The sequence below is a fragment of the Phormidium sp. FACHB-1136 genome (assembly GCF_014697375.1).
In the GTDB taxonomy this organism is placed as follows: domain Bacteria; phylum Cyanobacteriota; class Cyanobacteriia; order Phormidesmidales; family Phormidesmidaceae; genus Nodosilinea.
The window spans coordinates 16,148-36,192 of sequence record NZ_JACJRS010000009.1; the positions used below are offsets into that span (position 1 = coordinate 16,148).

The 20,045-nt window shown below is 58.1% G+C and carries 21 protein-coding genes; 11 read left to right on the plus strand and 10 right to left on the minus strand.

The window, feature by feature from the left end; genetic code table 11:
- Positions 1–23 precede the first annotated feature (23 nt).
- The gene (locus H6G62_RS04410) at positions 24–1,277 is read right to left on the minus strand and encodes a pitrilysin family protein (RefSeq protein WP_190492900.1); all 1,254 of its coding nucleotides are present in this window, start codon (positions 1,275–1,277) and stop codon (positions 24–26) included.
- A 411-nt stretch (positions 1,278–1,688) separates the two neighbouring features.
- Between H6G62_RS04410 and msrB the strand changes: the two genes are divergently transcribed.
- Together msrB and H6G62_RS04420 are read left to right on the plus strand one after the other, a co-directional pair.
- Positions 1,689–2,090, plus strand: a complete 402-nt coding sequence (gene msrB / locus H6G62_RS04415; RefSeq protein WP_190492901.1) for a peptide-methionine (R)-S-oxide reductase MsrB — start codon at positions 1,689–1,691, stop codon at positions 2,088–2,090.
- Between the two features lie 131 nt (positions 2,091–2,221).
- On the plus strand, positions 2,222–3,052 hold the full coding sequence (locus H6G62_RS04420; protein WP_347239292.1) for an alpha/beta hydrolase: 831 nt from the start codon (positions 2,222–2,224) through the stop codon (positions 3,050–3,052).
- 29 nt (positions 3,053–3,081) lie between these two features.
- Here H6G62_RS04420 and H6G62_RS04425 read toward each other — a convergent pair whose 3' ends face one another.
- The 5 genes from H6G62_RS04425 to carA form a co-directional block, all read right to left on the minus strand.
- Positions 3,082–3,375: a DUF1816 domain-containing protein gene (locus H6G62_RS04425; RefSeq protein ID WP_190492902.1), complete on the minus strand. Its 294-nt coding sequence runs from the start codon at positions 3,373–3,375 to the stop codon at positions 3,082–3,084.
- A gap of 69 nt (positions 3,376–3,444) precedes the next feature.
- The gene (gene rlmB / locus H6G62_RS04430; RefSeq protein ID WP_190492903.1) at positions 3,445–4,917 is read right to left on the minus strand and encodes a 23S rRNA (guanosine(2251)-2'-O)-methyltransferase RlmB; all 1,473 of its coding nucleotides are present in this window, start codon (positions 4,915–4,917) and stop codon (positions 3,445–3,447) included.
- Between the two features lie 213 nt (positions 4,918–5,130).
- Positions 5,131–5,730 carry a ribonuclease III domain-containing protein gene (locus H6G62_RS04435; protein WP_347239293.1) on the minus strand — a complete coding sequence of 200 codons (600 nt, stop codon included), beginning with the start codon at positions 5,728–5,730 and terminating at the stop codon, positions 5,131–5,133.
- A gap of 23 nt (positions 5,731–5,753) precedes the next feature.
- Entirely contained in the window at positions 5,754–6,239 is a 486-nt protein-coding gene (locus H6G62_RS04440; RefSeq protein ID WP_347239296.1) for an STAS domain-containing protein, read from the minus strand.
- 52 nt (positions 6,240–6,291) lie between these two features.
- The gene (gene carA, locus H6G62_RS04445) at positions 6,292–7,452 is read right to left on the minus strand and encodes a glutamine-hydrolyzing carbamoyl-phosphate synthase small subunit (protein ID WP_190492904.1); all 1,161 of its coding nucleotides are present in this window, start codon (positions 7,450–7,452) and stop codon (positions 6,292–6,294) included.
- Between the two features lie 150 nt (positions 7,453–7,602).
- Between carA and H6G62_RS04450 the strand changes: the two genes are divergently transcribed.
- Positions 7,603–8,415: a retropepsin-like aspartic protease gene (locus H6G62_RS04450; protein WP_190492905.1), complete on the plus strand. Its 813-nt coding sequence runs from the start codon at positions 7,603–7,605 to the stop codon at positions 8,413–8,415.
- Between the two features lie 46 nt (positions 8,416–8,461).
- Positions 8,462–9,265 carry a Uma2 family endonuclease gene (locus H6G62_RS04455; protein WP_190492906.1) on the plus strand — a complete coding sequence of 268 codons (804 nt, stop codon included), beginning with the start codon at positions 8,462–8,464 and terminating at the stop codon, positions 9,263–9,265.
- Positions 9,266–9,525: 260 nt separating this feature from the next.
- On the opposite strand, the gene H6G62_RS04460 is transcribed toward H6G62_RS04455, so the two are convergent.
- Positions 9,526–10,152: a hypothetical protein gene (locus H6G62_RS04460; RefSeq protein WP_199324744.1), complete on the minus strand. Its 627-nt coding sequence runs from the start codon at positions 10,150–10,152 to the stop codon at positions 9,526–9,528.
- 200 nt (positions 10,153–10,352) lie between these two features.
- Between H6G62_RS04460 and H6G62_RS04465 the strand changes: the two genes are divergently transcribed.
- Positions 10,353–11,288, plus strand: a complete 936-nt coding sequence (locus H6G62_RS04465) for a glycosyltransferase family 2 protein (RefSeq protein WP_190492908.1) — start codon at positions 10,353–10,355, stop codon at positions 11,286–11,288.
- A gap of 46 nt (positions 11,289–11,334) precedes the next feature.
- Positions 11,335–12,255, plus strand: a complete 921-nt coding sequence (locus H6G62_RS04470) for a glycosyltransferase family 2 protein (RefSeq protein ID WP_190492909.1) — start codon at positions 11,335–11,337, stop codon at positions 12,253–12,255.
- 40 nt (positions 12,256–12,295) lie between these two features.
- On the opposite strand, the gene H6G62_RS04475 is transcribed toward H6G62_RS04470, so the two are convergent.
- A complete protein-coding gene (locus H6G62_RS04475; RefSeq protein ID WP_190492910.1) occupies positions 12,296–13,234 on the minus strand; it encodes a nucleoside hydrolase in 939 nt (312 codons plus the stop codon).
- A 116-nt stretch (positions 13,235–13,350) separates the two neighbouring features.
- Between H6G62_RS04475 and H6G62_RS04480 the strand changes: the two genes are divergently transcribed.
- Positions 13,351–14,439 (plus strand): S-layer homology domain-containing protein, encoded by a 1,089-nt coding sequence (locus H6G62_RS04480; protein WP_199324745.1) that lies wholly within the window; start codon positions 13,351–13,353, stop codon positions 14,437–14,439.
- A gap of 295 nt (positions 14,440–14,734) precedes the next feature.
- Here H6G62_RS04480 and psaK read toward each other — a convergent pair whose 3' ends face one another.
- Entirely contained in the window at positions 14,735–14,995 is a 261-nt protein-coding gene (psaK, locus tag H6G62_RS04485) for a photosystem I reaction center subunit PsaK (protein ID WP_347239294.1), read from the minus strand.
- Positions 14,996–15,214: 219 nt separating this feature from the next.
- Between psaK and H6G62_RS04490 the strand changes: the two genes are divergently transcribed.
- The 4 genes from H6G62_RS04490 to thiD all read left to right on the plus strand — a co-directional run bounded on the left by H6G62_RS04490 (position 15,215) and on the right by thiD (position 19,063).
- Entirely contained in the window at positions 15,215–15,643 is a 429-nt protein-coding gene (locus H6G62_RS04490; RefSeq protein ID WP_190492912.1) for a hypothetical protein, read from the plus strand.
- A 27-nt stretch (positions 15,644–15,670) separates the two neighbouring features.
- Positions 15,671–16,531 carry an FtsQ-type POTRA domain-containing protein gene (locus H6G62_RS04495; protein ID WP_190492913.1) on the plus strand — a complete coding sequence of 287 codons (861 nt, stop codon included), beginning with the start codon at positions 15,671–15,673 and terminating at the stop codon, positions 16,529–16,531.
- A 527-nt stretch (positions 16,532–17,058) separates the two neighbouring features.
- Positions 17,059–18,186, plus strand: coding sequence for a cell division protein FtsZ (ftsZ, locus tag H6G62_RS04500; RefSeq protein ID WP_190492914.1), 1,128 nt, complete (start codon positions 17,059–17,061; stop codon positions 18,184–18,186).
- Positions 18,187–18,238: 52 nt separating this feature from the next.
- On the plus strand, positions 18,239–19,063 hold the full coding sequence (gene thiD, locus H6G62_RS04505) for a bifunctional hydroxymethylpyrimidine kinase/phosphomethylpyrimidine kinase (protein ID WP_190492915.1): 825 nt from the start codon (positions 18,239–18,241) through the stop codon (positions 19,061–19,063).
- 244 nt (positions 19,064–19,307) lie between these two features.
- Here thiD and H6G62_RS04510 read toward each other — a convergent pair whose 3' ends face one another.
- Positions 19,308–19,958 carry a DUF3386 domain-containing protein gene (locus H6G62_RS04510; RefSeq protein ID WP_190492916.1) on the minus strand — a complete coding sequence of 217 codons (651 nt, stop codon included), beginning with the start codon at positions 19,956–19,958 and terminating at the stop codon, positions 19,308–19,310.
- Between the last annotated feature and the right edge of the window lie 87 nt (positions 19,959–20,045).

The following is a 20,045-nucleotide window of genomic DNA, read 5'->3' on the forward strand; positions in this document are numbered from 1 at the left end:
AATAAAAGGGTGCCCTCAGGGGGCTAGGCGGGGCACAGAATGGTGGACACATAGCGCAGGGGGGTGAGGTACTGGCCCACAATCTGGCGTAGGTTGGCTTCGGTGTAGTGTTGCACCGTGGGCACATAGGTGAGGCAGCGGTCGGCAGCAGCAATGGTGCTGTAGTAGCCGTAGAGGCCAGCAATTTGGCCGGGAGCTTCGGTGGAAAAGGCGTAATCGTTGCAAAGGAGGCGTTTGGCCCTAGCCAGTTCGGTCTCTGGGATGGGTTTAGCGGCCAGTTCACTGAGGCGATCACAAATGGTCGCCTCCACCCGATCCACCTGATCCGCCTCTAGCCAAGCCTGGATGGTAAACAGGCTGCAATCCCGCTGGAGGGAAAAGCTAGCCGCCACATCCTGCACCAGTTGGCGCTCCTCTCGCAACTCTCGCACCAGTCGCGAACTCCGCCCCTGGGCCAACAGGGCCGAGATCAAGTCAAGCCCAAAGGCGGTGGTCAGGTCTTCAATGCCGGGGCCAATCCAGGCCATCGACAAACGGGCTTGCTCTAGGCGGGGCAGGGTGAGCCTGTCGCGGTGGACGCCCTGCAACTGGGGCAGCGGGGCCGTGGTGGCCGCCGGACAAGGGGGCGGACTAGGGAAGGCCCGAAAGGCGTGACGCACCATGTCCACCGTGGACTCTAGGGGTAACCCGCCCGTAATCACCACGGCCATGTTGTGGGGTTGGTAGTGGGCCTGGTGGAAACAGCGCATTTCCTCTGGGGATCGCCGCTGTAAAATATCTGCCGTGCCCAGCACCGGACGACCGTAGGGATGGCCCTGGTAAACCTGCTCTGCCATAGCCTGATACCCCAGCCAGTCGGGATCATCCTGGGCTTGGCGAATTTCCTCCAACACCACCTGCCGCTCCCGCACAAACTCATCGGCGGGGATGGCCGCATGGAGCAGCAGTTCCGCCAGGTAGGGCAGCGTGGTGGGCAGCATCTCGGCGGCGATGGTGATGAAAAAATGGGCGTAGTCGTGGCTGGTGGCGGCGTTGGTCATGCCGCCCTGGGTTTCGATGGTGTAGTCAAAAACTCCGGGGGGCAGATGGTCGGTGCCCTTAAAAATCATGTGTTCGAGGAAGTGCGCCATGCCCGCCCATTCCGCTGGTTCTGCCAAGGCTCCGGCCTTCACCCACACATCCGCTACCACCACTGGCGTTGCCGCAATCTCTTGGTGAATGAGCGTTAGCCCGTTCTCTAAATGAACGATGCTGGCGGGAAAATCAACCAATTTCAACGGGCCAACCCTTTCCAAACCAATGCCTTCCGAACAGGTATCTGCAAACCAGAGGCCAACCGAGCCTTCAACGCCGCCCAAGCACCCGATTTCCCCGCTATGGATGGCGGTGTCGGTTGAACCGATCCTTGGTGGCGTGTATCTAGTCTGTGTCGCCTATTTTAGCGCCTATGTCCCGCAATCCACGGCTGAAGTCCGCTCCACCACGATGCTCCGACGCAATCTCCATAAAATCTTCACCATTGCCCATGGCAGGGCACGGTTGCCCAGGACGCCAGGGCCACTCTAGGGACGAGGAATCATTGGATAGATGGGGGCACGGGGCGCGGGTTTGCGCCTTTCCCGTAACAGTCCTTTACGTTAGGATTCAGGCATCACTTCGTTATCAATGGCATAGGTGAAATTAAAGCTATGGTGCAGAAAATTCAAAAAACCGACGCAGAATGGCAGCAGCAGCTTACCCCTGAGCAGTATCAAGTAACCCGCAAGCATGGCACCGAACGCGCCTTTACTGGGGCTTACCACGACAATAAAGCCCCCGGCACCTACACCTGTGTCTGTTGTGGTACCGAGCTGTTTTCCTCGGAAACCAAGTACGACTCTGGCACGGGTTGGCCCAGCTTTTGGGCTCCGGTGAAGGAGGACAATGTGGCGACCAAACGGGATGTCAGCCTGTTTATGGTGCGTACCGAAGTCCTCTGTGCCGCCTGCGATGCCCATCTAGGCCACGTCTTCAACGATGGGCCAGCCCCCACCGGGCAGCGCTACTGCATGAACTCCGCCGCCCTCCAGTTCCACCCCAAGGAAGGCTAGGCCAAGGGGCTCATACCAAATCCGAGTGGGGAAAACCCGATTCCTAACCCAACATACCGTAGGGGCGAGGTCTCCTCGCCCGCTTATCTAGGGGGAAACAAGCCGGATCCCGTATCACTCAAAGGAAATCTGTGGATCTCTACTGCAATATCCGGGGTAACGGCGAGCCGATTCTGTGCCTCCATGGCCATCCGGGATCGGCTCGTACCATGGCCGTCTTTTCTGAACGGCTGTCGCGCCAGTACCAAACCCTGGCCCCGGATCTGCGCGGCTATGGGGCTAGTCGGGTGCGTCAACCATTCCATCTAGAGGAAAGTCTGGGGGATTTAGTGGCTCTGCTGGATCGTCAGGGGATCAACCAATGCTGGGTATTGGGCTGGTCATTGGGAGGCATTTTATCCCTGGAACTCGCTCTACGCCATCCTAAGCGAGTGCGGGGGCTGATCCTGATTGCCACCGCCGCCCGCCCAGTGGGCAACCATCCCCGTCCTTCCTGGCAAGAGGTGACGAATACGGGGCTGGCTTCGTTGATTAACCTCGTGATCCCCGGTCATCCTTGGGTGATCCGCCACCTCGGCCAGAATTCCCTCTATCGCTACTTGCTGCAACAGCACACCCCAGCGGCCTACCATCGGCTGGCCAAGGAAGGCTTTTGGGCCTTTGTCAACACCTCCCGCCATGCCCACCAAGCGCTGAATCAGTCCATGGCTAAGGGCTACAACCGTTTGCCAGCGGTCAACCAAATCACCGTGCCCTGTCTAGTCCTATGCGGCGAACAGGATCGCCATATTACGGCCCAGGCCAGCCTGGAAACGGCCCGACACCTTCCCCTGTCCGAAAGCCGCTGCTACGCTAACACTGCCCACCTGCTGCCCTGGGAAATTCCTGATCTGCTCTTAAACGACATCGAGGCATGGCTATCAAACCACGCCTCGGCGATGACGGTAACCCCAGATCAATGAGAGCCACCCGCACAACTTGTCCCTACTCTCTAGGGTTGGCCGCTAAACGCGGGCGAAGTAAAGCCCCCAAAGGGACTGTCCCACTCCTCGGTGATGGTGAGTTGAGCCGGATCGCTGCATCGCTGGATAGAGGTGCGGATGTTGGTAGCCCCCTCCTGCTCTAGGTCTTCGATGTATCCGCCCTTCAGGGACTCGGCCTCGTCTTCGCTGTCGAAGGGGCCAAAGTAGTAGGTACAGGTGGGCTGGTTGGTTTTAATTTCCAGCCACCAAGCCTTTCTAAACCCCAAAAAACCTTCTAAAAAACGCCCGAAAGAAGTTTTCATAGTTTCTGCCTATCTAGTCTGCCTATCTAGCCTGCCGACCACGTTGCCGACTAAGCGACCGCCGATTCATCATGCTTCAGAAGTCTCAGGGGATAGTGCTATCCCTTGTTTGTTTATACTGGGTTGCTTTTGATTTTGCAAAGAGGAAATTTGAATTTGCGCCGCCCATCGATGACGATAGACCTCATAGAGCGCCATGCCTGTAGCCACGGATGCATTTAGGCTAGGAACCGCCCCCTGGAGGGGAATAGAAATTAGCACATCGCAGCTCTGCTGTACGCTGAGGCTGAGGCCGTCGCCCTCAGATCCCACCACAATCACCGTGGGTCGATCAAAGGTGGTGCGGTGAACGGGCTGGCTGGCCTCGGAGGAGAGACCGTAGATCCAGAAGCCCCGTTCCTTGAGGGTATCGAGGGCGCGTTTGAGGTTCACTTCTCGCGCCACGGGCAGGTGCTCTAGGGCTCCAGCGGCTACCTTAGCCACGGTGGAGGTGACCCCCACGGCCCGACGCTGGGGGATCACCATACCCTGAGCACCCAACGCTTCGGCGGTACGAATAATGGCTCCAAGGTTATGGGGATCCGTGATCCCATCGGCAGCAACGATAACGGGCAGTTTGGTCTTGGCCAGGGCTGTTTCGATCAACTCATCCAAATCTTTGTAGTCGTAGGGGGCGGCTTGGGCCACGATCCCCTGGTGGTTAGCCCCTTCGGTAATTTGATTCAGGCGGCGGGTGTCTACTTCGTCGATCACCGCACCGCTGGCCTTGGCCTCGTCAATCAGGGACAAAAAGCGGGGATCGTAGCGCAGTCGGCTATTCACCCACACCCGATTGAGGGGGCGCTGATTTTCTAGGGCGGCGGCGACGGCATGGCGTCCGTAGATCAAATCAGCGGGGCCATCGTCCTGGGCTGAATCCGCTTCCGGGGTGCTGGCGGCAGCGTAGCGATCCGTCTGGGGTGGGCGATCCCTGTCCCTGGGAAAACGCCCCTCACTTTTGCCACGATAGCCACCGTCAGATTTGCCACGATAGCCATCTTCACTTTTACCGCGATAACCACCGTCAGGCTTGCCCCGGTAACCGCCCTCCCGATCCCCGTTTTTGCCCCGATATCCACCGCCATCAGACTTGCCCCGATAGCCACTATCCCGATCCCCATCCTTACCGTGATAGCCACCGCTGTCAGACTTGCCCCGGTAGCCACCGCTGTCAGACTTGCCCCGATAGCCACCGCTGTCAGATTTGCCCCGGTAGCCGCTATCCCGATCCCCATCCTTACCACGATAGCCACCGCCGTCAGATTTGCCCCGGTAGCCACCGCCATCAGACTTGCCGCGATAGCCGCCGTCGCGGGGCTGGTCGCTATAGCCACCAGATCGGCCCCCTCCGTTGGGGGTTCCCCCTGCTGATTTGAGGACGGGCTTTTGACTTCCTCCTGTGCCATCTCGGCGGGCGGGCTTGTCTCGGTGGGAGCTACCGTCGTAGTGGGAGGAGGAACCCTTGGAGGGACGAGACTCGTGGGAAAAGTTGTCAGACGGCATGATAACACCGAGGTAAAAGACCAGCACCGGGGTCAAACGGGCGGATGACTAGGCTAGCACGTCCCGCCAGGTGATGGGGGCTAGGACAAAGGACGGGTGCCGCTAGTCTTAGGGATGGATTTTGCCATTATGGTGGCAGCGACCAGTCCTCGGTGGATTATTCACAAAGACTATAGAAAACCTGACCAGTGGGTAGCCCAATTCGTGATGCATCTAGTGGCCAATGTTGAGGTAACCCAGGAGTTGGGCAAGGCGGTCAGGATCGGTGAGGTAAAGGTATCCGATCAGGGTTTCTAGGCCCGTGGCCTGTTGATAAATCGCTCCGTCTAGCCGCTTTGGCCCCCGCGAGGAGGCATTGCGCCCCCAGCGTAAGACATCCTGTTCGATGACTGTGAGGTGGGGGGCCAGTTGTTCGGCCCAGTGGGCTTGCTGCTCGGCCTTGACCTGATCCACCACGGCATTGTGGTAATCCTGGATGCGTTTTGGGGGCAGCAAAAACTGACTACGGACGTACAGTTCGTAGACGGCATCGCCCATGTAGGCCAAGGCCACGGGTGACAACCCCCTCGCCTGGGCCGCAGGCAGTCGATTATCTGAATTCCCTGGCTTGGCCATGGAGTTGAGCACCATTGATTGCAGGGCGATGGGATCGGCCAGCAGGTCATCCGCCATGGCCAGAGTAGCTGTGGGGAGGCTGCTCGCTAGCACAACATTGCGAAAGCGAAAGAGCCAGTCTACGCCGTTAGTGCCCCACAGACAGGTTTCTAGCCACTGCCCTAGGGATGAGGTATCGGGCGGTTCGACACTAGCCAAGGCCAAGGCTCCAGAGGGTTGATCTATTCACCAGCGGCGGCATCGAGGTTGGCAATGGCTTCTTCCACCGAGGGCTGAAGCGACAGAAACTTCTCTAGGCGCACCAGCTTCACGGTTTGGGTAACGCGAGGGTTGGTCACCAACTGCACCGTCCCTCCTTCGCCCGTGGCTTTTTTCACCAGTTGCACGAGGGCTCCTAATCCAGAACTATCCACAAAGTCAATAGCTCCGAGGTCGAGGATGATGTTGGCAGGGCCAGCTTCGACATATTTGGTCAACACCTTCCGAAACGCTGGTTCCGAGAAGGCGTCTAGCTGTCCAATGAGGCGAAATAGTTGATAGGTTCCCCTGACATCGCGGGTGCCTCGTAAACTGACGGTCAGGGTTAGCGATTCAGCGATGGCAGACCTCCTAGGGTGCTCCGATTCGACAGTTAAATATAGGCCAGGATAGCTCGCTCTGCAAGGGGCGGATTCCCTCCCTCCAGGACAAATAGGGATAATGGGGATCCAACGAGCCTAGGCTGGGGGGCGGCGACGGAGCCATCATCCCCAGAGAGCCCTAGGCGGGTTGGCGCTGTTGGCGGTAGTCGCGCATGGTTTGCACAAACTTGGCAAAGAGGTAGTCGGCATCGTGGGGGCCAGGGCTGGCTTCGGGGTGGTATTGCACCGAGAAAATCGGCAGGGTTTTGTGGGCCAAACCCGCCACGGTTTGGTCGTTGAGGTTGAGGTGGGTAACGGCGATCTGATCCTCGGCAATGGAGGCAGCATCGATGGCAAAGCCATGGTTTTGGCTGGTGATCTCCACCTGACGATCTAACCCACAGGGTTGATTCAGCCCCCGGTGGCCAAACTTGAGCTTGAAGGTGGAGGCTCCGAGGGACAGGCCCAGAATTTGGTGCCCCATGCAAATGCCGAAGGTGGGGAGTTGGTAGTTTAACAACGCCTGCACCAGTTCCGGGGCGTAGGTGACTGCCGCCGGATCGCCAGGGCCATTAGAGAGGAAAATGCCGTCGGGCTGGTAGCCCATGATCTGTTCGGGAGTGCTGGTGGCTGGGACGACCACCACGCGGCACCCATAGCTGGCCAGCCGTCGCAGAATGTTGCGCTTCACGCCAAAGTCTACCGCCACCACGGTTAACGGGTCTTGGTCAGCGATGGATTCCCCTTTGCTATATTCCCAGGCGGTGGGGGTGCCCTCCGTCCATTCGTAGACTTCGTGGGTGGTCACCTGATCCACCAGGTTCAACCCCGCCATGGAGGGGGCATCCTGCAACTGCCGCAGCAGTTCCTCCGGGTCTAGGATTTCTGTGGAAATCGCTCCGTTCATCGCTCCGGTGGTGCGTAGGCGGCGGGTGAGGGCTCGGGTATCGATGCCGAAAATGCCGGGGATGTGGTGCCCCTTGAGGTAGTCCGGTAGCGATTGGGTGGATCGCCAGTTGCTCGGAATCTCGCAGATATTGCGGGCGATGGCTCCTTTAATGTAAGGACGGGCGGATTCTTCGTCCTCCGGGTTCACCCCGGTATTGCCCAGTTCGGGGTAGGTGAAGGTGACGATCTGGCCGCAATAGCTCGGATCGGTCATCACTTCCTGATACCCTGTCATCCCCGTGTTGAAAACCACCTCCCCCATCACCGTGCCGCTGGCCCCAAAAGACCAACCCCGAAACACGGAGCCATCGGCTAAAACTAAAAGAGCAGGGGGAGCGTCGAGGAGAACCATGGCCGTCGGGTGAAGGATCGCAAAGCGCTACTATCCTAAGGCCAAACCATCGGTTTTAGATCATGGGCGATTGAGGGAGTCTTGACAGAAGGGGTAAACCCCAAACCTATCCAGGCCATGACCGGGGTAAAGATTGTTTGAGGTAATGCCATGAAACGGCAGACAATAGTGAGTCTAGCCCTACTGGGAGGGCTATCTGGATTGATGGGCTGTAGTGAAGCATTCAAAGGGTTGGCCGATCCACCCCGCAGCGCTCCATCCCCTGAGCCTACACCCAGCCCTGGTTTAGTTGAGATTGCCCCCCCAGAAGCAACTGCTGCGCCCCAAACCGATTACTTCCGTGAAGCGACCAACCGGGCTACCAGTGCGGTGGTGATTGGTCAGTCGGCCCAATCCCAGGCGGATTGGCAGTTGGCGGTGGGGCGCTGGCAGCAGGCGATAGCGTTGATGCAGCGGGTGCCTGCCGATAGCCCTAACTATGCCCAGGCCCAAACCAAGGTGAAGGAATATCAGCAAAGCCTTGTCGCCGCCCAGCAACGGGCCGAAGGTCAACCCGCGATGGCCGCTACCGACCCTACCCCGGCGGCCCCTAACGGATTAGTGGCCCAAATTCCCATTCAAGAGCGCCGGGGGGGAATTCCCGTGGTTGAAGTCACCTTTCAGGGGCCGCGAGGCCGTCACCGCTTTCCCATGATGTTTGATACCGGGGCATCGGGGACATTGATTACCGCCGAAATGGCTGAACAGATTGGCGTAGTGGTGGTGGGCCGCACCCAGGCCAAAGTTGCCGACGGCAGCACGGTGGAACTCCCCATCGGCTATGTGGATGAGCTTGAGGTGGGGGGGCTACGCAAAACTGCCATGCTCGTGGCCATTGGCGGCAGTGTTGGCCTCCTCGGCCAAGATGTCTACGGCAAATTTGGTATCGCTGTGGGTTCTACGATGATCAACCTACACCAGTAAAGCGGGCTAGAATCAGGCTAAGCATTCTCCCAGGAGCAACCGTCCCATGTCTCCTCGGCCCCTCTCTCCCTCGCCTATCCCAATTCCCCACAATCCCTACATTGCCCCGGCCAACCTCTCGCTGCCGAAGGAACGCTGGCCGACAATGTATGATTTGCCCAGTGAAGACCCGGAGGAGCCTGGGTTGCCAGACGTTCGCGATAGCGCGTCGAAAGACGTATTTCACGATTTTCAGCCCCAGTTGCTCAGCGCCACCTTTCGGCTAGCGGACGTGGCGGCGGATCGTATTTTCACCGCCGCTGACCTGAATCTCTACTACGACATCACCCACCCAAATTGGTACAAACGCCCCGATTGGTTTGCCGTCGTTGGCGTATCCCGCTTCTATAACGACCGAGAACTACGGCTGAGCTACGTCACCTGGCAAGAGCAGGTCAATCCCTACATTGTGGTGGAATTGCTCTCTCCCGGCACCGCTGACGAAGATCTGGGTCTAACCCAACCCACCTCTCCCAATGCCCCGCCGCCCAAATGGCAGGTTTACGAGCAGATCCTTCGTATTCCCTACTATGGGGTGTTCGACCGTTACACAGGAAACCTGCAAGCCTTTCGCCTCACGGATGACGGGTATCGGCCCATTGAAATTGCCAATGATCGCTTTATGATTCCAGAATTAGGCATCGGCCTAGGGCTTTGGCGGGGTGAGTTCCAAGGGTTTGAGCGAGACTGGCTACGTTTTTTGGATGGGGCTGGACGGTGGATTTTGACCCCGATGGAAATGGCGCAACAACGGGCCGAACGGTTAGCGGAACTCCTGAGAAGCCAGGGAATTGATCCCGACCAGGTTTAGGTTTAAGAGAGATTAGGAACTCAAAAGAACTCAAAAGCTTAGGAACTCAAAAGCTGCCGCTAAACCTCTGATTCGCCTTCACCAACTGATACCCAATCCGGCTGGCTTGCCCCTGGTACCAGCGGGCGAGGAGCGGGCGAGGAGACCTCGCCCCTACAGGTTGTTTGGCATTACCCCGCCATCCTGGGTCACCGCAGGAACCTCACGATGCGCTGTTTCGTGCAGACCCAGCGCACCGGAGGCATCCTTGGGAAACCAGCCTACAGGTCTTCGGCTACGGAGTTGAGGCCGACAATGTCCTCATAGGCGGCGGCTAAAACACAGGTGGACAGGGGAATGGTGACCAGTGCACCAATGCCAATCAGCAAAAAGCCCGACAGCACCAAAAGACTCATCAAAATCCCCAGCCCCAGGAAAGAGAACCAGCGTTTGGAGATGAGTTTACGGCTAGTTTCCATGGCTGACCAAAAGTTCATGTTCTTGTCGATGACAAGAAGCTGGGCAAACATGTATGAAACGGCTAAATAGATTCCAGGGATGATCAACACAACGAGTCCTATGGCAATCAGAATCGTTGAGACGAGGGAAGTCAGGAAGAGAGGCAAAAACTTCTTAAATCCGTTGAAGAAGTCGCTGAAGTTTTTAGGGCGACTCCGCGCAATTTGAAAGGAAACGAAGTAGAAACCAGCCCCCAGTGCCGGAGAAAGAATATTGAAAATCAAGTTGCCGCCGCCTGAGCCTTCGCCGATGGCTTTCATTCCTAGAGGGGATGGCAGTTGCGATAAAGCCCCCGCGATGATGCCTAGGACTAACGTAAAGAGAATGTAACCCCAGGCGAATTCCTTGAAGATGGCCCAGCCCCGACTGAAATAGGCACCAATATTCACCTCGTAGTCTCGATCCAGCAAATCTGAACTAAAACTGCTCATGGCAATTCTCCCAATTTTGTGAAGAAAGTGACCTTAAGCCTATCGGGTCTTTCTTAAGGGATGTCAAAGTATTGGGAAAAGTTTATCTTGTGGCCTGGTAGCCTGTCCTAATCTCCGGGTACGCTAGGCGCAGGTCTCTTCCCTCCATGGTTCTGGCGATGACTCAACCCATGATTTCCGCTATCATCTGCACCCACAACCGCGCAGACTACCTGGGAGCGGCCATTGATAGTCTGTTGAGGCAAACCTACGGATCCTATGAGGTCATTGTGGTAGACAATGCCTCCACCGATGGCACTAAGGGCGTGATCGATGAACGACTGCCTCACCCCAAACTCACCTACGTGTATGAAGGCACCCTGGGCCTTTCATCGGCTCGCAACCGGGGGGCGGCGGTGTCCCAGGGGGAAATTCTGGCCTACCTCGATGACGACGCTGAAGCTTCGCCCCAGTGGCTAGCGGCCTTAGCCAAGGTGTTTGTGGCCCATCCCCAGGTGGCCATTGCGGGGGGCTACGTCAGTCTGATTTGGCCTCCCGGTGAAACCGCTCCCCGCTGGTTGTCTCCGGCCCTAGCGGAATGTTTGGGTGCCTACGACCTCAGTGCCACGGTGCAGGCCATTACCCAAGCGGGACAAACCCCTAGAGGGCTAAACTATGCGGTCAGAAAAGATTTTCTGCAATCCGTGGGTGGCTTTGACCCCCAGCTCGGTCGGGTGGGTAAAAACCTGCTCTCCAACGAAGAACTGCATCTGACCCAGCAAGCCCTCCAGGCCGGGTTGGAGGTGCTCTACGTCCCCGATGCTAAGGTGGCTCACAATGTGTCTCCAGAACGCCTCCACCACCGTTGGTTTTTGCGTCGTAGTTGGTGGCAGGGCATCAGCGAATGCTACCGCGAACACCTCACAGACCAACTCAACGGGCAACGCCTACGGAATCGGTGCCTGAGTTTACTGCGGGGGCTAGGCAAATCCATTAAGTATTGGCGCGACCCCGCCCTCCGGTTTGATAATCTGGTCTACGCCTATGGCCAATTGGGCTATATTCTCAGCGGCCTGCGCTATCTCCTAGCTTCACCCCCAAACAGCGCCCCCTAGGTTCCCATCCGCTAGCTCCGAATCTCTAGTTCCGAATCTCTAATCCATGATCTCCTCCAAAATTCCCATCTCCGTCCTCATTCCTGCCAAGAATGAAGAGCAAAATCTTCCGGCCTGCCTCGCTAGCTTGGAACGCGCTGCCGAAATTTTTGTGGTCGATTCCCACAGCACCGACCAGAGCGAAGTCATTGCTACGGCTGCTGGGGCCAAGGTGGTGCAGTTTGAGTTTAATGGTCACTGGCCGAAAAAGAAAAACTGGGCCTTGGATAATCTGCCCTTTAGCCATGAATGGGTGCTGATTGTCGATTGCGATGAACGCATTCCTCCGGAACTGTGGGACGAAATTGAAACGGCGATTCAGAACCCTAACTTCGATGGCTATTACTTAAATCGACGGGTATTTTTTCTGGGCACCTGGATTCGCCATGGCGGCAAATATCCCGACTGGAACCTGCGCCTATTTCGCCATGCCAAGGGCCGCTACGAAAACCTACAAACCTCCGATATTCCCAATACCGGAGATAACGAAGTCCACGAACACGTCATGATTGACGGATCCGTGGGCTACCTCAAACAGGATATGCTCCATGAGGATTTTCGGGATTTGTATCACTGGCTGGCCCGCCACAACCGCTACTCTAACTGGGAGGCCAGGGTCTACTACAACCTGCTCACGGGCATGGGCGACAGCGGCACCATTGGCGCAAACCTGTTTGGGGATGCGGTGCAGCGTAAGCGCTTTTTGAAAAAAATTTGGGTGCGGTTGCCCTTCAAGCCAGCACTGCGTTTTTTGCTGTTTTACGTCATTCAACTGGGCTTCTTAGATGGGCGAGCAGGCTATATCTATGGCCGACTGCTGAGCCAGTATGAATACCAAATTGGGGTCAAGCTGTTTGAGCTGCGGCAATTTGGTGGTCAGCTTAACGTCTCACCCAAAACCGATGGCCAGCCCATCAGTCCCCCATAAAAGCCACCTCCCAACCATCCTAGACCCCACAGCCGCCCCATCAATCCCGATGGAGTCCGCCCAGACGCTCGGTTAGAAGTTGGTAGAACGCAGGGGCATTAACCGTTTCGAGGATCATGGCATTGGCGGATTTGTCCCCGTTGGGATCGGCAACGGTGCGGCCCAGGCAGAGGGGGCTGTCGGTTTCAATGGCCAGGTGCATGGGGCGACCAGAGAACAAATCGGGCTGAAGCAGGTAGGCGATCACGCAGGGATCATGGAGGGGCGCACCTGCGAGGCCGTAGCATTCCCCTTCCCGTTGGCCGTAGTAGCGCAATAACCCAGCGGCGGCTTGGCCCACGGAGTTACCCAAGTTTTCCAGGGCTGCAAGGCGTTCAGGGGTGGTGATCACCTGGTGGGTCACGTCTAGGGGAATTAGGGTCAGCTTCAGGCCCGCTTCCACCACGATCTGGGCCGCGTGGGGATCGGCATAGATATTGAACTCGGCGTTGGGGGTAACGTTGCCCCGGCCCAGGGCACCGCCCATAGTAACGACCTGGTCAATGGTATTGACGATCTCTGGAGCCTGGATCAGCGCCACCGCCAGATTGGTGAGGGGGCCAAGGGTGGCGAGGGTGATGGGAGTTTGGGCCGCTTTGCATTGGTCAATCAAAAAGGCAACGGCGTGGTGGGGTTGCAGGGGTTGGGTGGGTTGAGGCAGATCAGCCCCATCTAACCCCGTTTGGCCATGGACATGCTCGGCGGTAACGGGGGCACGCAGGACGGGCCGAGGGCATCCGGCATAGACCGGGATATCCAACCGTTGGGCGAGGTGGGTGATGCGACGAGCATTGTATTGGGTCAAATTCAGGGGCACGTTTCCGGCCACGGTGGTGATGCCCAGCAGGTTAAAGTCTTCAGGGCTGGCCAGGGCAAGGAGGAGGGCGATGGCATCATCTACCCCAGGGTCGCAGTCAATGATTAGGGGTCGCCGTACCATGGCCTCACTCCAGAGATCAATCGTTGCCCAGGCTGGATAGTCGGTCTTCCGCCCTCCGCAACCTTGCCGGACGGCTGCTACCGTAAGATTATCCTACGTTGTGTTGGGGTGTTGCCTTGGCCCGGTTTGCGTCTTCCCGTTCCGTCTGTCTTGGGTTGGCCAGTGCGCTGTTGGCCACGGGTTGCGCGGGCGGATCCTTGGGGGATTCTCTGCAAAGATCCCTAGAAGCTGACCCTCAACTGCAAGCGCAATTTCCCGCCAAAAACGAGGCGGCCCAGGCCGAATCGGATCCAACCTCGGACGATTCTCGCTCCCCCTTGGCCACCGAACCCGACGGGGCTGCGGATGGTGCCGGGGAAGATCGGTCAGCGACCCGCGAATCCGCGTCCGATGAGGATTCAGCCCAAGTTGGGGCAAAACCCGGTGATGCTACCTTCATCGGCCCCCTACCACCCACCCGTTGGCAGGATGCTGGCGGGAACGGATCCGGGGAGGGGGAGGAAGCGCAACCGCCCCAGACCACCGATGCCAGCACCCTCCTGGACGAGGTGCCCACCGATCTAAAGCCCTACGTGCAGGACTGGATTACCCTGGGGATCACCGCTGGGGGAGACTTTGTTAACATTCCCTTCCAGCCCAGCCGCCCCATCACCCGTGGAGACTATGCCCACTGGCTGTTTGCGGCGAATAACCAGTTCTTTAGCGACCAACCCGCCAAGCGCATTCGGCCCGGTTCGCCCAACAGCACCCCTGCGTTTCAGGATGTGCCCCCCAGCCATCCCGATTTCGCCGCTATCCAAGGGTTAGCCGAAGCTGGGATCATCCCCAGCGCCCTCAGTGGCAATGCCGTCGCGGTGACCTTTCGCCCCGACGACACCCTCACCCGCGAGAACCTGCTGCTGTGGAAAGTGCCCCTCGATACCCGCGCTGTCTTGCCCATGGCCACGGTGGAGGCGGTGCAGTCGGCCTGGGGGTTTCAGGATGCCGCCGAGATTGAACCCCTGGCCCTGCGGGCGGTGCTGGCGGATCGCCAAACCGGAGACTTTGCCAATATCCTGCGGGTTTTTGGCTTCACGACCCTGTTCCAACCCAAACGATCCGTTTCCCAAGCCGAAGCGGCGGCTGTACTCTGGCGCTTTGGCCACCAAACCGAAGGGGTATCCGTCCAGGATGTGATTCGCCGTGGGACGGCGGCAGGGAACTAAACCGGGCGGCTGTCGTCCGTAGGATAAGTGGCTTTAGTGGGTAGGCGGCGTCTCCCGCTACCGCCTGATCCCCCGTTGACTGACTGATGTCCTCTATATCTAGGGGAGAAAAGTGAGGTCTCAACGTGGGAACATTTGCGGCGATCTTCTCAATTCAATTCACCATTTAGGCTCCAAAAAAACAAACTTCTCTGACCTTAGGGAATACCTGATAGCGTCAGAAAAGTTCGTTTTAGTCGCCGTTTTTGGCGGCAAATCTGATGAATAGAAGGTCGCCCGTGGGGCACCTTAACGCCTACAGCGCACCGAGATTCGCCAAGCCCAAAATCACCCCAGCCCCCAGCAGATGACCAAAGCTGGTGGTGCCTAGCACAGCGCCCACACCAAAACCGCCAAACAGGTTGGAGGAGGGCATGGCTGGCCCAACGCTGGGATATTTAATCGTGAACTTACCGATGGCGATGGCCAGAATGTTGCAGATAATCATCACCGCTGCCACCTTAGGGCTCCAGGTGAGGGTAGCAGGAACAGCCGCGAGAATAGGGAGAAATGCCACAGGAATAACCTCCAAAACACAACCAAGTTGAGGGTGTGCCCCATCCCCTAGGGGGAGAAGGCCCATCGATCCAGGCCACCGTGCCCCAGCGTCTGAGACCGCTGGGGGGCGTCTGCTAGGCTTACTTTTCCATGGGGTTGTGGATTTCGGTGAAGGACTGTTGCAAGAATTTACAATCCGAGAACCTTTACAATCTGGAAACCTATCGACGGTAGACCTATGGAACATGCTTTAACCTGGTTTCCCTTGCTGGGGACGTTTATCTGGTTGGCCTGGGCGGGCTGGAATGAATATCAAAAGGTGCAAGCCTACGAAGTGTGGGCCACCGGGGCCGACCGCTGTAAGTACGACATTCGCGCCGTTCTCGTCCAGCGGGGTGCCACGCTGATGTGGGGCAAACCCACCCGCCAAGGCCCCATCGACCTAGACCGAGTGTCCCTGGAAGACGTCACCAACGTTGCCCTCCACGTCAATGGTGGGCCTGTGGCGGCGGGCAGCTATGTTAAACGAGGGCAGCGGATTGAATTGGTGTTGACCACGGCGGAGAATGGCGTCCACCGCATTCCGTTTATTGAGTTTCCCATGGCCCAACAGTGGAAAAAAGCCTTGCAGGAATCGCTACAGGCGCTAAAATCGGCATCATCTTAAAGGCTCTGAGGCGCTGCCGACGCTGCTATGTCCGACGTTTCTCCCATTTCCCACGACCAACTTCAGGCCCGCCGTAAAACCCTACGCCGCCGCCGCCGCCTATCCCTAGGGCAATCCCTCTGGCGCTGGGTGGCCATGGCAGGGCTCACCGGGGCTGTGTTTTGGGGGGTCACTCGGCCCGTATGGTTAATCCACAGCCCCCGCCAAATTCAGGTTAGCGGCAACGAACGGCTCAGCGATGAGGCGCTGCAAGCCCTCGTGCCCATCGACTATCCCCAATCCCTGCTAGAGGTAGAGCCAGAGACCCTCGCCTACCAGTTGCGGCAACGCGCCCCCCTAGTGGAGGCCAAGGTAAGTCGGCAAATCCTGCCGCCCCGCCTAAAGGTGCAGGTGCGCGAGCGCGTCCCGGTGGCCGTGGTGTTGCCCACTCGGAGCCGCGACGGGGACGCCGCCAAAACCTACCTACAAGCGGGCCTCATTGACGCCCAGGGATCCTGGATGCCCACGTCCAGTTTTGGGTTGCAGTCCGCCCAGGATGCCAATTTGCCAACCCTACGCCTGCGCGGCATTCAGCCTCAATATCAGCGCTACTGGCCGCAGATCTATGCCACCATCCGCACCAGCCCCGTTGCCATCCAAGAACTCGACTGGCAAGACCCCAGTAACCTCGTCCTCCATACCGACCTGGGCATTGTCTATCTAGGAGCCTATACCCCCGACCTAGAACGCCAGTTGGCCACCCTCGACCAAATGCGCAACCTGTCGGAACAGGTGGGAGACGACGACGTTGCCCATATTGATCTCAGCAATCCCGACCGCCCCGCCCTCGCCCTGACACCGCCTCAGCCCTCCGATGCCGAGGCCGCCCCCTCGACCGCCCAACCCTAGGGCAGCCGTTTTTTACACCGTCCTAGCAGCGTCCCCTAGGCCATCCCACCGCGTGGTCTAGGATGAGCCATCGTCAGTCCCGCTTCCAGGTGGCCAACGATCCATTCCCCTAGGGAAAAGCACCGCAAGGCTAAGGGGTATAAAAGTCAGATCTACCTGGAATTGCGAAAATCAAGGGTTCTATTTTAGATTTTCTTGAGAAACGAAGTAAGGCGCTTGTTTTTTAGATTTCGTTTGTTTTTTTTTACTGAAGTAATCTATAGTTGTCTAGAATCAGCCAGGGTTAGCCAACCTAGAACTCAGGGCGATTGTTCATACCCTGTATTCAGACCTCAAAATTGCCTATGATTTTTGAGCCCCCAAGTTCTGGCGATGTCCGCAGGCGTGAACCTCGTCCCCATGCCAATAACCACGTTGTCCCTAGCCCCGCCAACGATGGTGCATCGGTCGAGTCCTCCCCTGATGCTCATTTGCCGACCTTCCACCCCATTGGAAGCCAGCCTAGTCAACCCAATGATGCTACCGCTATGCCCGGAGATACGCTAAACCACAACACCGCATTGCCCAGTAGCGTTGCCCGCATCAAGGTGATTGGGGTGGGCGGCGGCGGCTGTAATGCCGTCAACCGCATGGTTCATAGCGGGCTCACCGGGATTGAATTCTGGTCGGTCAATACCGATGCCCAAGCCCTAGAGAACGCCGCCGTTACCAACACCCTACACATTGGCCAAAAGCTGACCCGTGGGCTTGGTGCAGGGGGGAACCCAGCCATTGGCCAAAAAGCCGCCGAGGAATCGCGGGAAGAAATTGCGGCGGCCCTCGAAGAATCCGACCTTGTCTTTATTACGGCGGGCATGGGGGGAGGAACCGGAACCGGGGCGGCTCCCATTGTGGCGGAAATTGCCAAGGAAGCGGGCGCACTCACCATTGGCGTGGTTACTCGGCCCTTTACCTTTGAAGGTCGCCGACGCATGTCCCAAGCCGATGAAGGGATTACCGCCCTGCAAAGCCGGGTGGATACCCTCATTGTGATCCCCAACGACAAACTGCTGTCGGTGATCTCCGAGCAAACCCCTGTCCAAGAAGCTTTTCGCACCGCCGACGACATCCTGCGCCAGGGGGTACAGGGCATTTCCGACATCATTACCATTCCCGGTCTTGTCAACGTAGACTTTGCCGACGTGCGGGCGGTAATGGCGGATGCGGGCACGGCGCTGATGGGCATTGGTGTGGGATCGGGCAAGTCACGGGCGCGGGAAGCCGCCATTGCGGCCATCTCCTCGCCCCTGCTGGAGGCCTCCATTGATGGGGCGTCCGGGGCTGTCTTCAACGTCACGGGCGGCACCGATCTCACCCTCCATGAGGTGAACGCGGCGGCGGAAATCATCTACGAAGGGGTGGATCCCAACGCCAACATTATCTTTGGGGCAGTCATCGACGAACGCCTGCAAGGGGAAGTGAGAATTACCGTCATCGCCACGGGCTTCAACACCCGACCGGGGGTGCAACCCGCCGCCGTGGAAGCCGAGCGGGTCACGCCCTTCAAGCGCAACCTCACGCCGCCGCCAACCCCGCCCAGTGGCGGTGGGGGTGGCTTGGGTACGGGCCTGGATATTCCAGAGTTTCTCCAGCGACGACGCCCCAACAATCGCTAGACCATCCGGTTAGCGTAGTCCTTCAACCTAGCGAATCCTCGACCGAAACACCATGAGCTTGCCCTCCGCTTGGCCGGTGGCCCTGACCATTGCTGGTTCCGACAGCGGCGGCGGGGCCGGGATTCAGGCCGATCTACGCACCTTTGCCTTCCATCGCGTTCACGGTACCAGTGTCCTTACCTGCGTTACCGCCCAAAACACCGTGGGCGTGACGCGGGTGGACGCGTTGCCCCCTGAGGCGGTGGTAGCCCAGATGCAGGCGGTGACGAGTGACATCACAGTGCAGGCCGTTAAGACCGGAATGCTGCTGAATCAGGCCATCATTGAGGCGGTTAGTGGCCTAGTCGCCCAACTCCCCCCGACGATATCGGTCGTGGTCGATCCTGTGATGGTGTCTCGCGCTGGGGCACAACTCATTGACGATGCTGCCGTGGCTATCCTAACGGATCGTCTGATCCCCCAAGCCACCATCGTGACCCCCAACCGCTACGAGGCCGAACTGCTGACCGGGATCACCCTGACCACCCTAGCCGATATGGAAGCCGCTGCCCGCCAAATCTATCACCTTGGCCCCAAAGCCGTGTTGGTGAAGGGAGGTGGCATGGCCGACGACCTCAAGGGCACCGATGTGTGGTTCGACGGGCAAACCCTAGAAGTCCTCACCACCGAAACCGTCTGCACTCCAAACACCCACGGCACCGGGTGCACCCTCTCCGCCGCTATCGCCGCCAACCTTGCCCTGGGGCAGGCTCCCCTTGCCGCGACACAATCCGCCAAACAATACGTCACCAACGCCCTGCACCACGCCCTCTCCATTGGCCAAGGTCAAGGTCCGGTGGGGCACTTCTATCCCCTGTTAGCCCTCGACCCAACCTGATCCCAACGGCGGTAAGTCACCCAAGCATGATCCCCGACTTCCGCTAGGACTCTACCCCCAAAAGTCGTGCCACGACGGTTTCAATGGCAGGGGCTAGGGCTTGCAGCATCGGGGACAGGATGACACCCGTACCCGCCGTAAGGAGTGGGTAGCGCTATCAAAGGCCCCGAAGTGTTCAACTAGCGGAGCCTTTGTGACCTGGGGAATATCCTTCAAAAGGGAAAGCTTTCGAACTCGTTTTTATCTAGGCTGTTTCGAGCAGGGCAATGTTGGAGAACATGAAATCCTGAACCTGGGGGCCATCCTGGGTTTCCGTTTCAATGTGGCGGTGGGAGAGGAGGTAGTAGCCACCGATGGCCTCGTAGTTGTCCTCAAAGGTGCTAAGTCCACCCTTTTGTTCCCCAGTCTGGGGATCGTGGTAGACGGAATCGTAGCGGTGGGAGAGGTAGCCTGCCCCGGTGTCGTGGCTGCTAAAGGTGTGGATAGTGACCACTACGCCATGGATGTGACGATGCACCATCGATACTTCATTGTTGCGAACATGGTACTTGTCGCCCTCGGCCTTGCCGCCCATGAGGATTTCCACGCCACCATCGGCCAGGGTTTCGCCATAGCGGAAGGTGTTGGCCCCGTGGCTGTCTTCAAAGCGGCGGCGGATGCGGTGAATAGCCACCTCAAACAACTGGCCATGGATGGCTTTCTGGGCGGCGTCATCCTCTACCCCGGTCACCTCCGGCTTCAGGTCAGCGCTGACCTTGGCCTTGCCCGTGTAGATTTTGCCGTTGTCGGTGTAGGTGACATCGGCGGTGTAGCCTGGGAAGCCTTGATCCCAGGTGTAGCGGTTTTCGTAGGCGGCGCGAAACAAATCCTGGGCCGCAATCTGGGTTCCAACCATGAATTCTCTCCGGTTAAGTTGTGGGGCCATCTAAATAGGAAAAATTCCTATTTAGATGGATCTATTTTCTTAGCATAGCGAGATTTG

What these genes read in the sequence shown, in the direction of transcription:
- msrB (WP_190492901.1), top strand. Translation starts at nt 1,689, where the DNA reads ATGGTGCAGAAAATTCAAAAAACCGACGCAGAATGGCAGCAGCAGCTT.
- H6G62_RS04425 (WP_190492902.1), bottom strand. Translation starts at nt 3,375, where the DNA reads ATGAAAACTTCTTTCGGGCGTTTTTTAGAAGGTTTTTTGGGGTTTAGA.
- rlmB (WP_190492903.1), bottom strand. Translation starts at nt 4,917, where the DNA reads ATGCCGTCTGACAACTTTTCCCACGAGTCTCGTCCCTCCAAGGGTTCC.
- carA (WP_190492904.1), bottom strand. Translation starts at nt 7,452, where the DNA reads ATGGTTCTCCTCGACGCTCCCCCTGCTCTTTTAGTTTTAGCCGATGGC.
- H6G62_RS04450 (WP_190492905.1), top strand. Translation starts at nt 7,603, where the DNA reads ATGAAACGGCAGACAATAGTGAGTCTAGCCCTACTGGGAGGGCTATCT.
- H6G62_RS04455 (WP_190492906.1), top strand. Translation starts at nt 8,462, where the DNA reads ATGTCTCCTCGGCCCCTCTCTCCCTCGCCTATCCCAATTCCCCACAAT.
- H6G62_RS04465 (WP_190492908.1), top strand. Translation starts at nt 10,353, where the DNA reads ATGACTCAACCCATGATTTCCGCTATCATCTGCACCCACAACCGCGCA.
- H6G62_RS04470 (WP_190492909.1), top strand. Translation starts at nt 11,335, where the DNA reads ATGATCTCCTCCAAAATTCCCATCTCCGTCCTCATTCCTGCCAAGAAT.
- H6G62_RS04475 (WP_190492910.1), bottom strand. Translation starts at nt 13,234, where the DNA reads ATGGTACGGCGACCCCTAATCATTGACTGCGACCCTGGGGTAGATGAT.
- H6G62_RS04490 (WP_190492912.1), top strand. Translation starts at nt 15,215, where the DNA reads ATGGAACATGCTTTAACCTGGTTTCCCTTGCTGGGGACGTTTATCTGG.
- H6G62_RS04495 (WP_190492913.1), top strand. Translation starts at nt 15,671, where the DNA reads ATGTCCGACGTTTCTCCCATTTCCCACGACCAACTTCAGGCCCGCCGT.
- ftsZ (WP_190492914.1), top strand. Translation starts at nt 17,059, where the DNA reads ATGCCCGGAGATACGCTAAACCACAACACCGCATTGCCCAGTAGCGTT.
- thiD (WP_190492915.1), top strand. Translation starts at nt 18,239, where the DNA reads ATGAGCTTGCCCTCCGCTTGGCCGGTGGCCCTGACCATTGCTGGTTCC.
- H6G62_RS04510 (WP_190492916.1), bottom strand. Translation starts at nt 19,958, where the DNA reads ATGGTTGGAACCCAGATTGCGGCCCAGGATTTGTTTCGCGCCGCCTAC.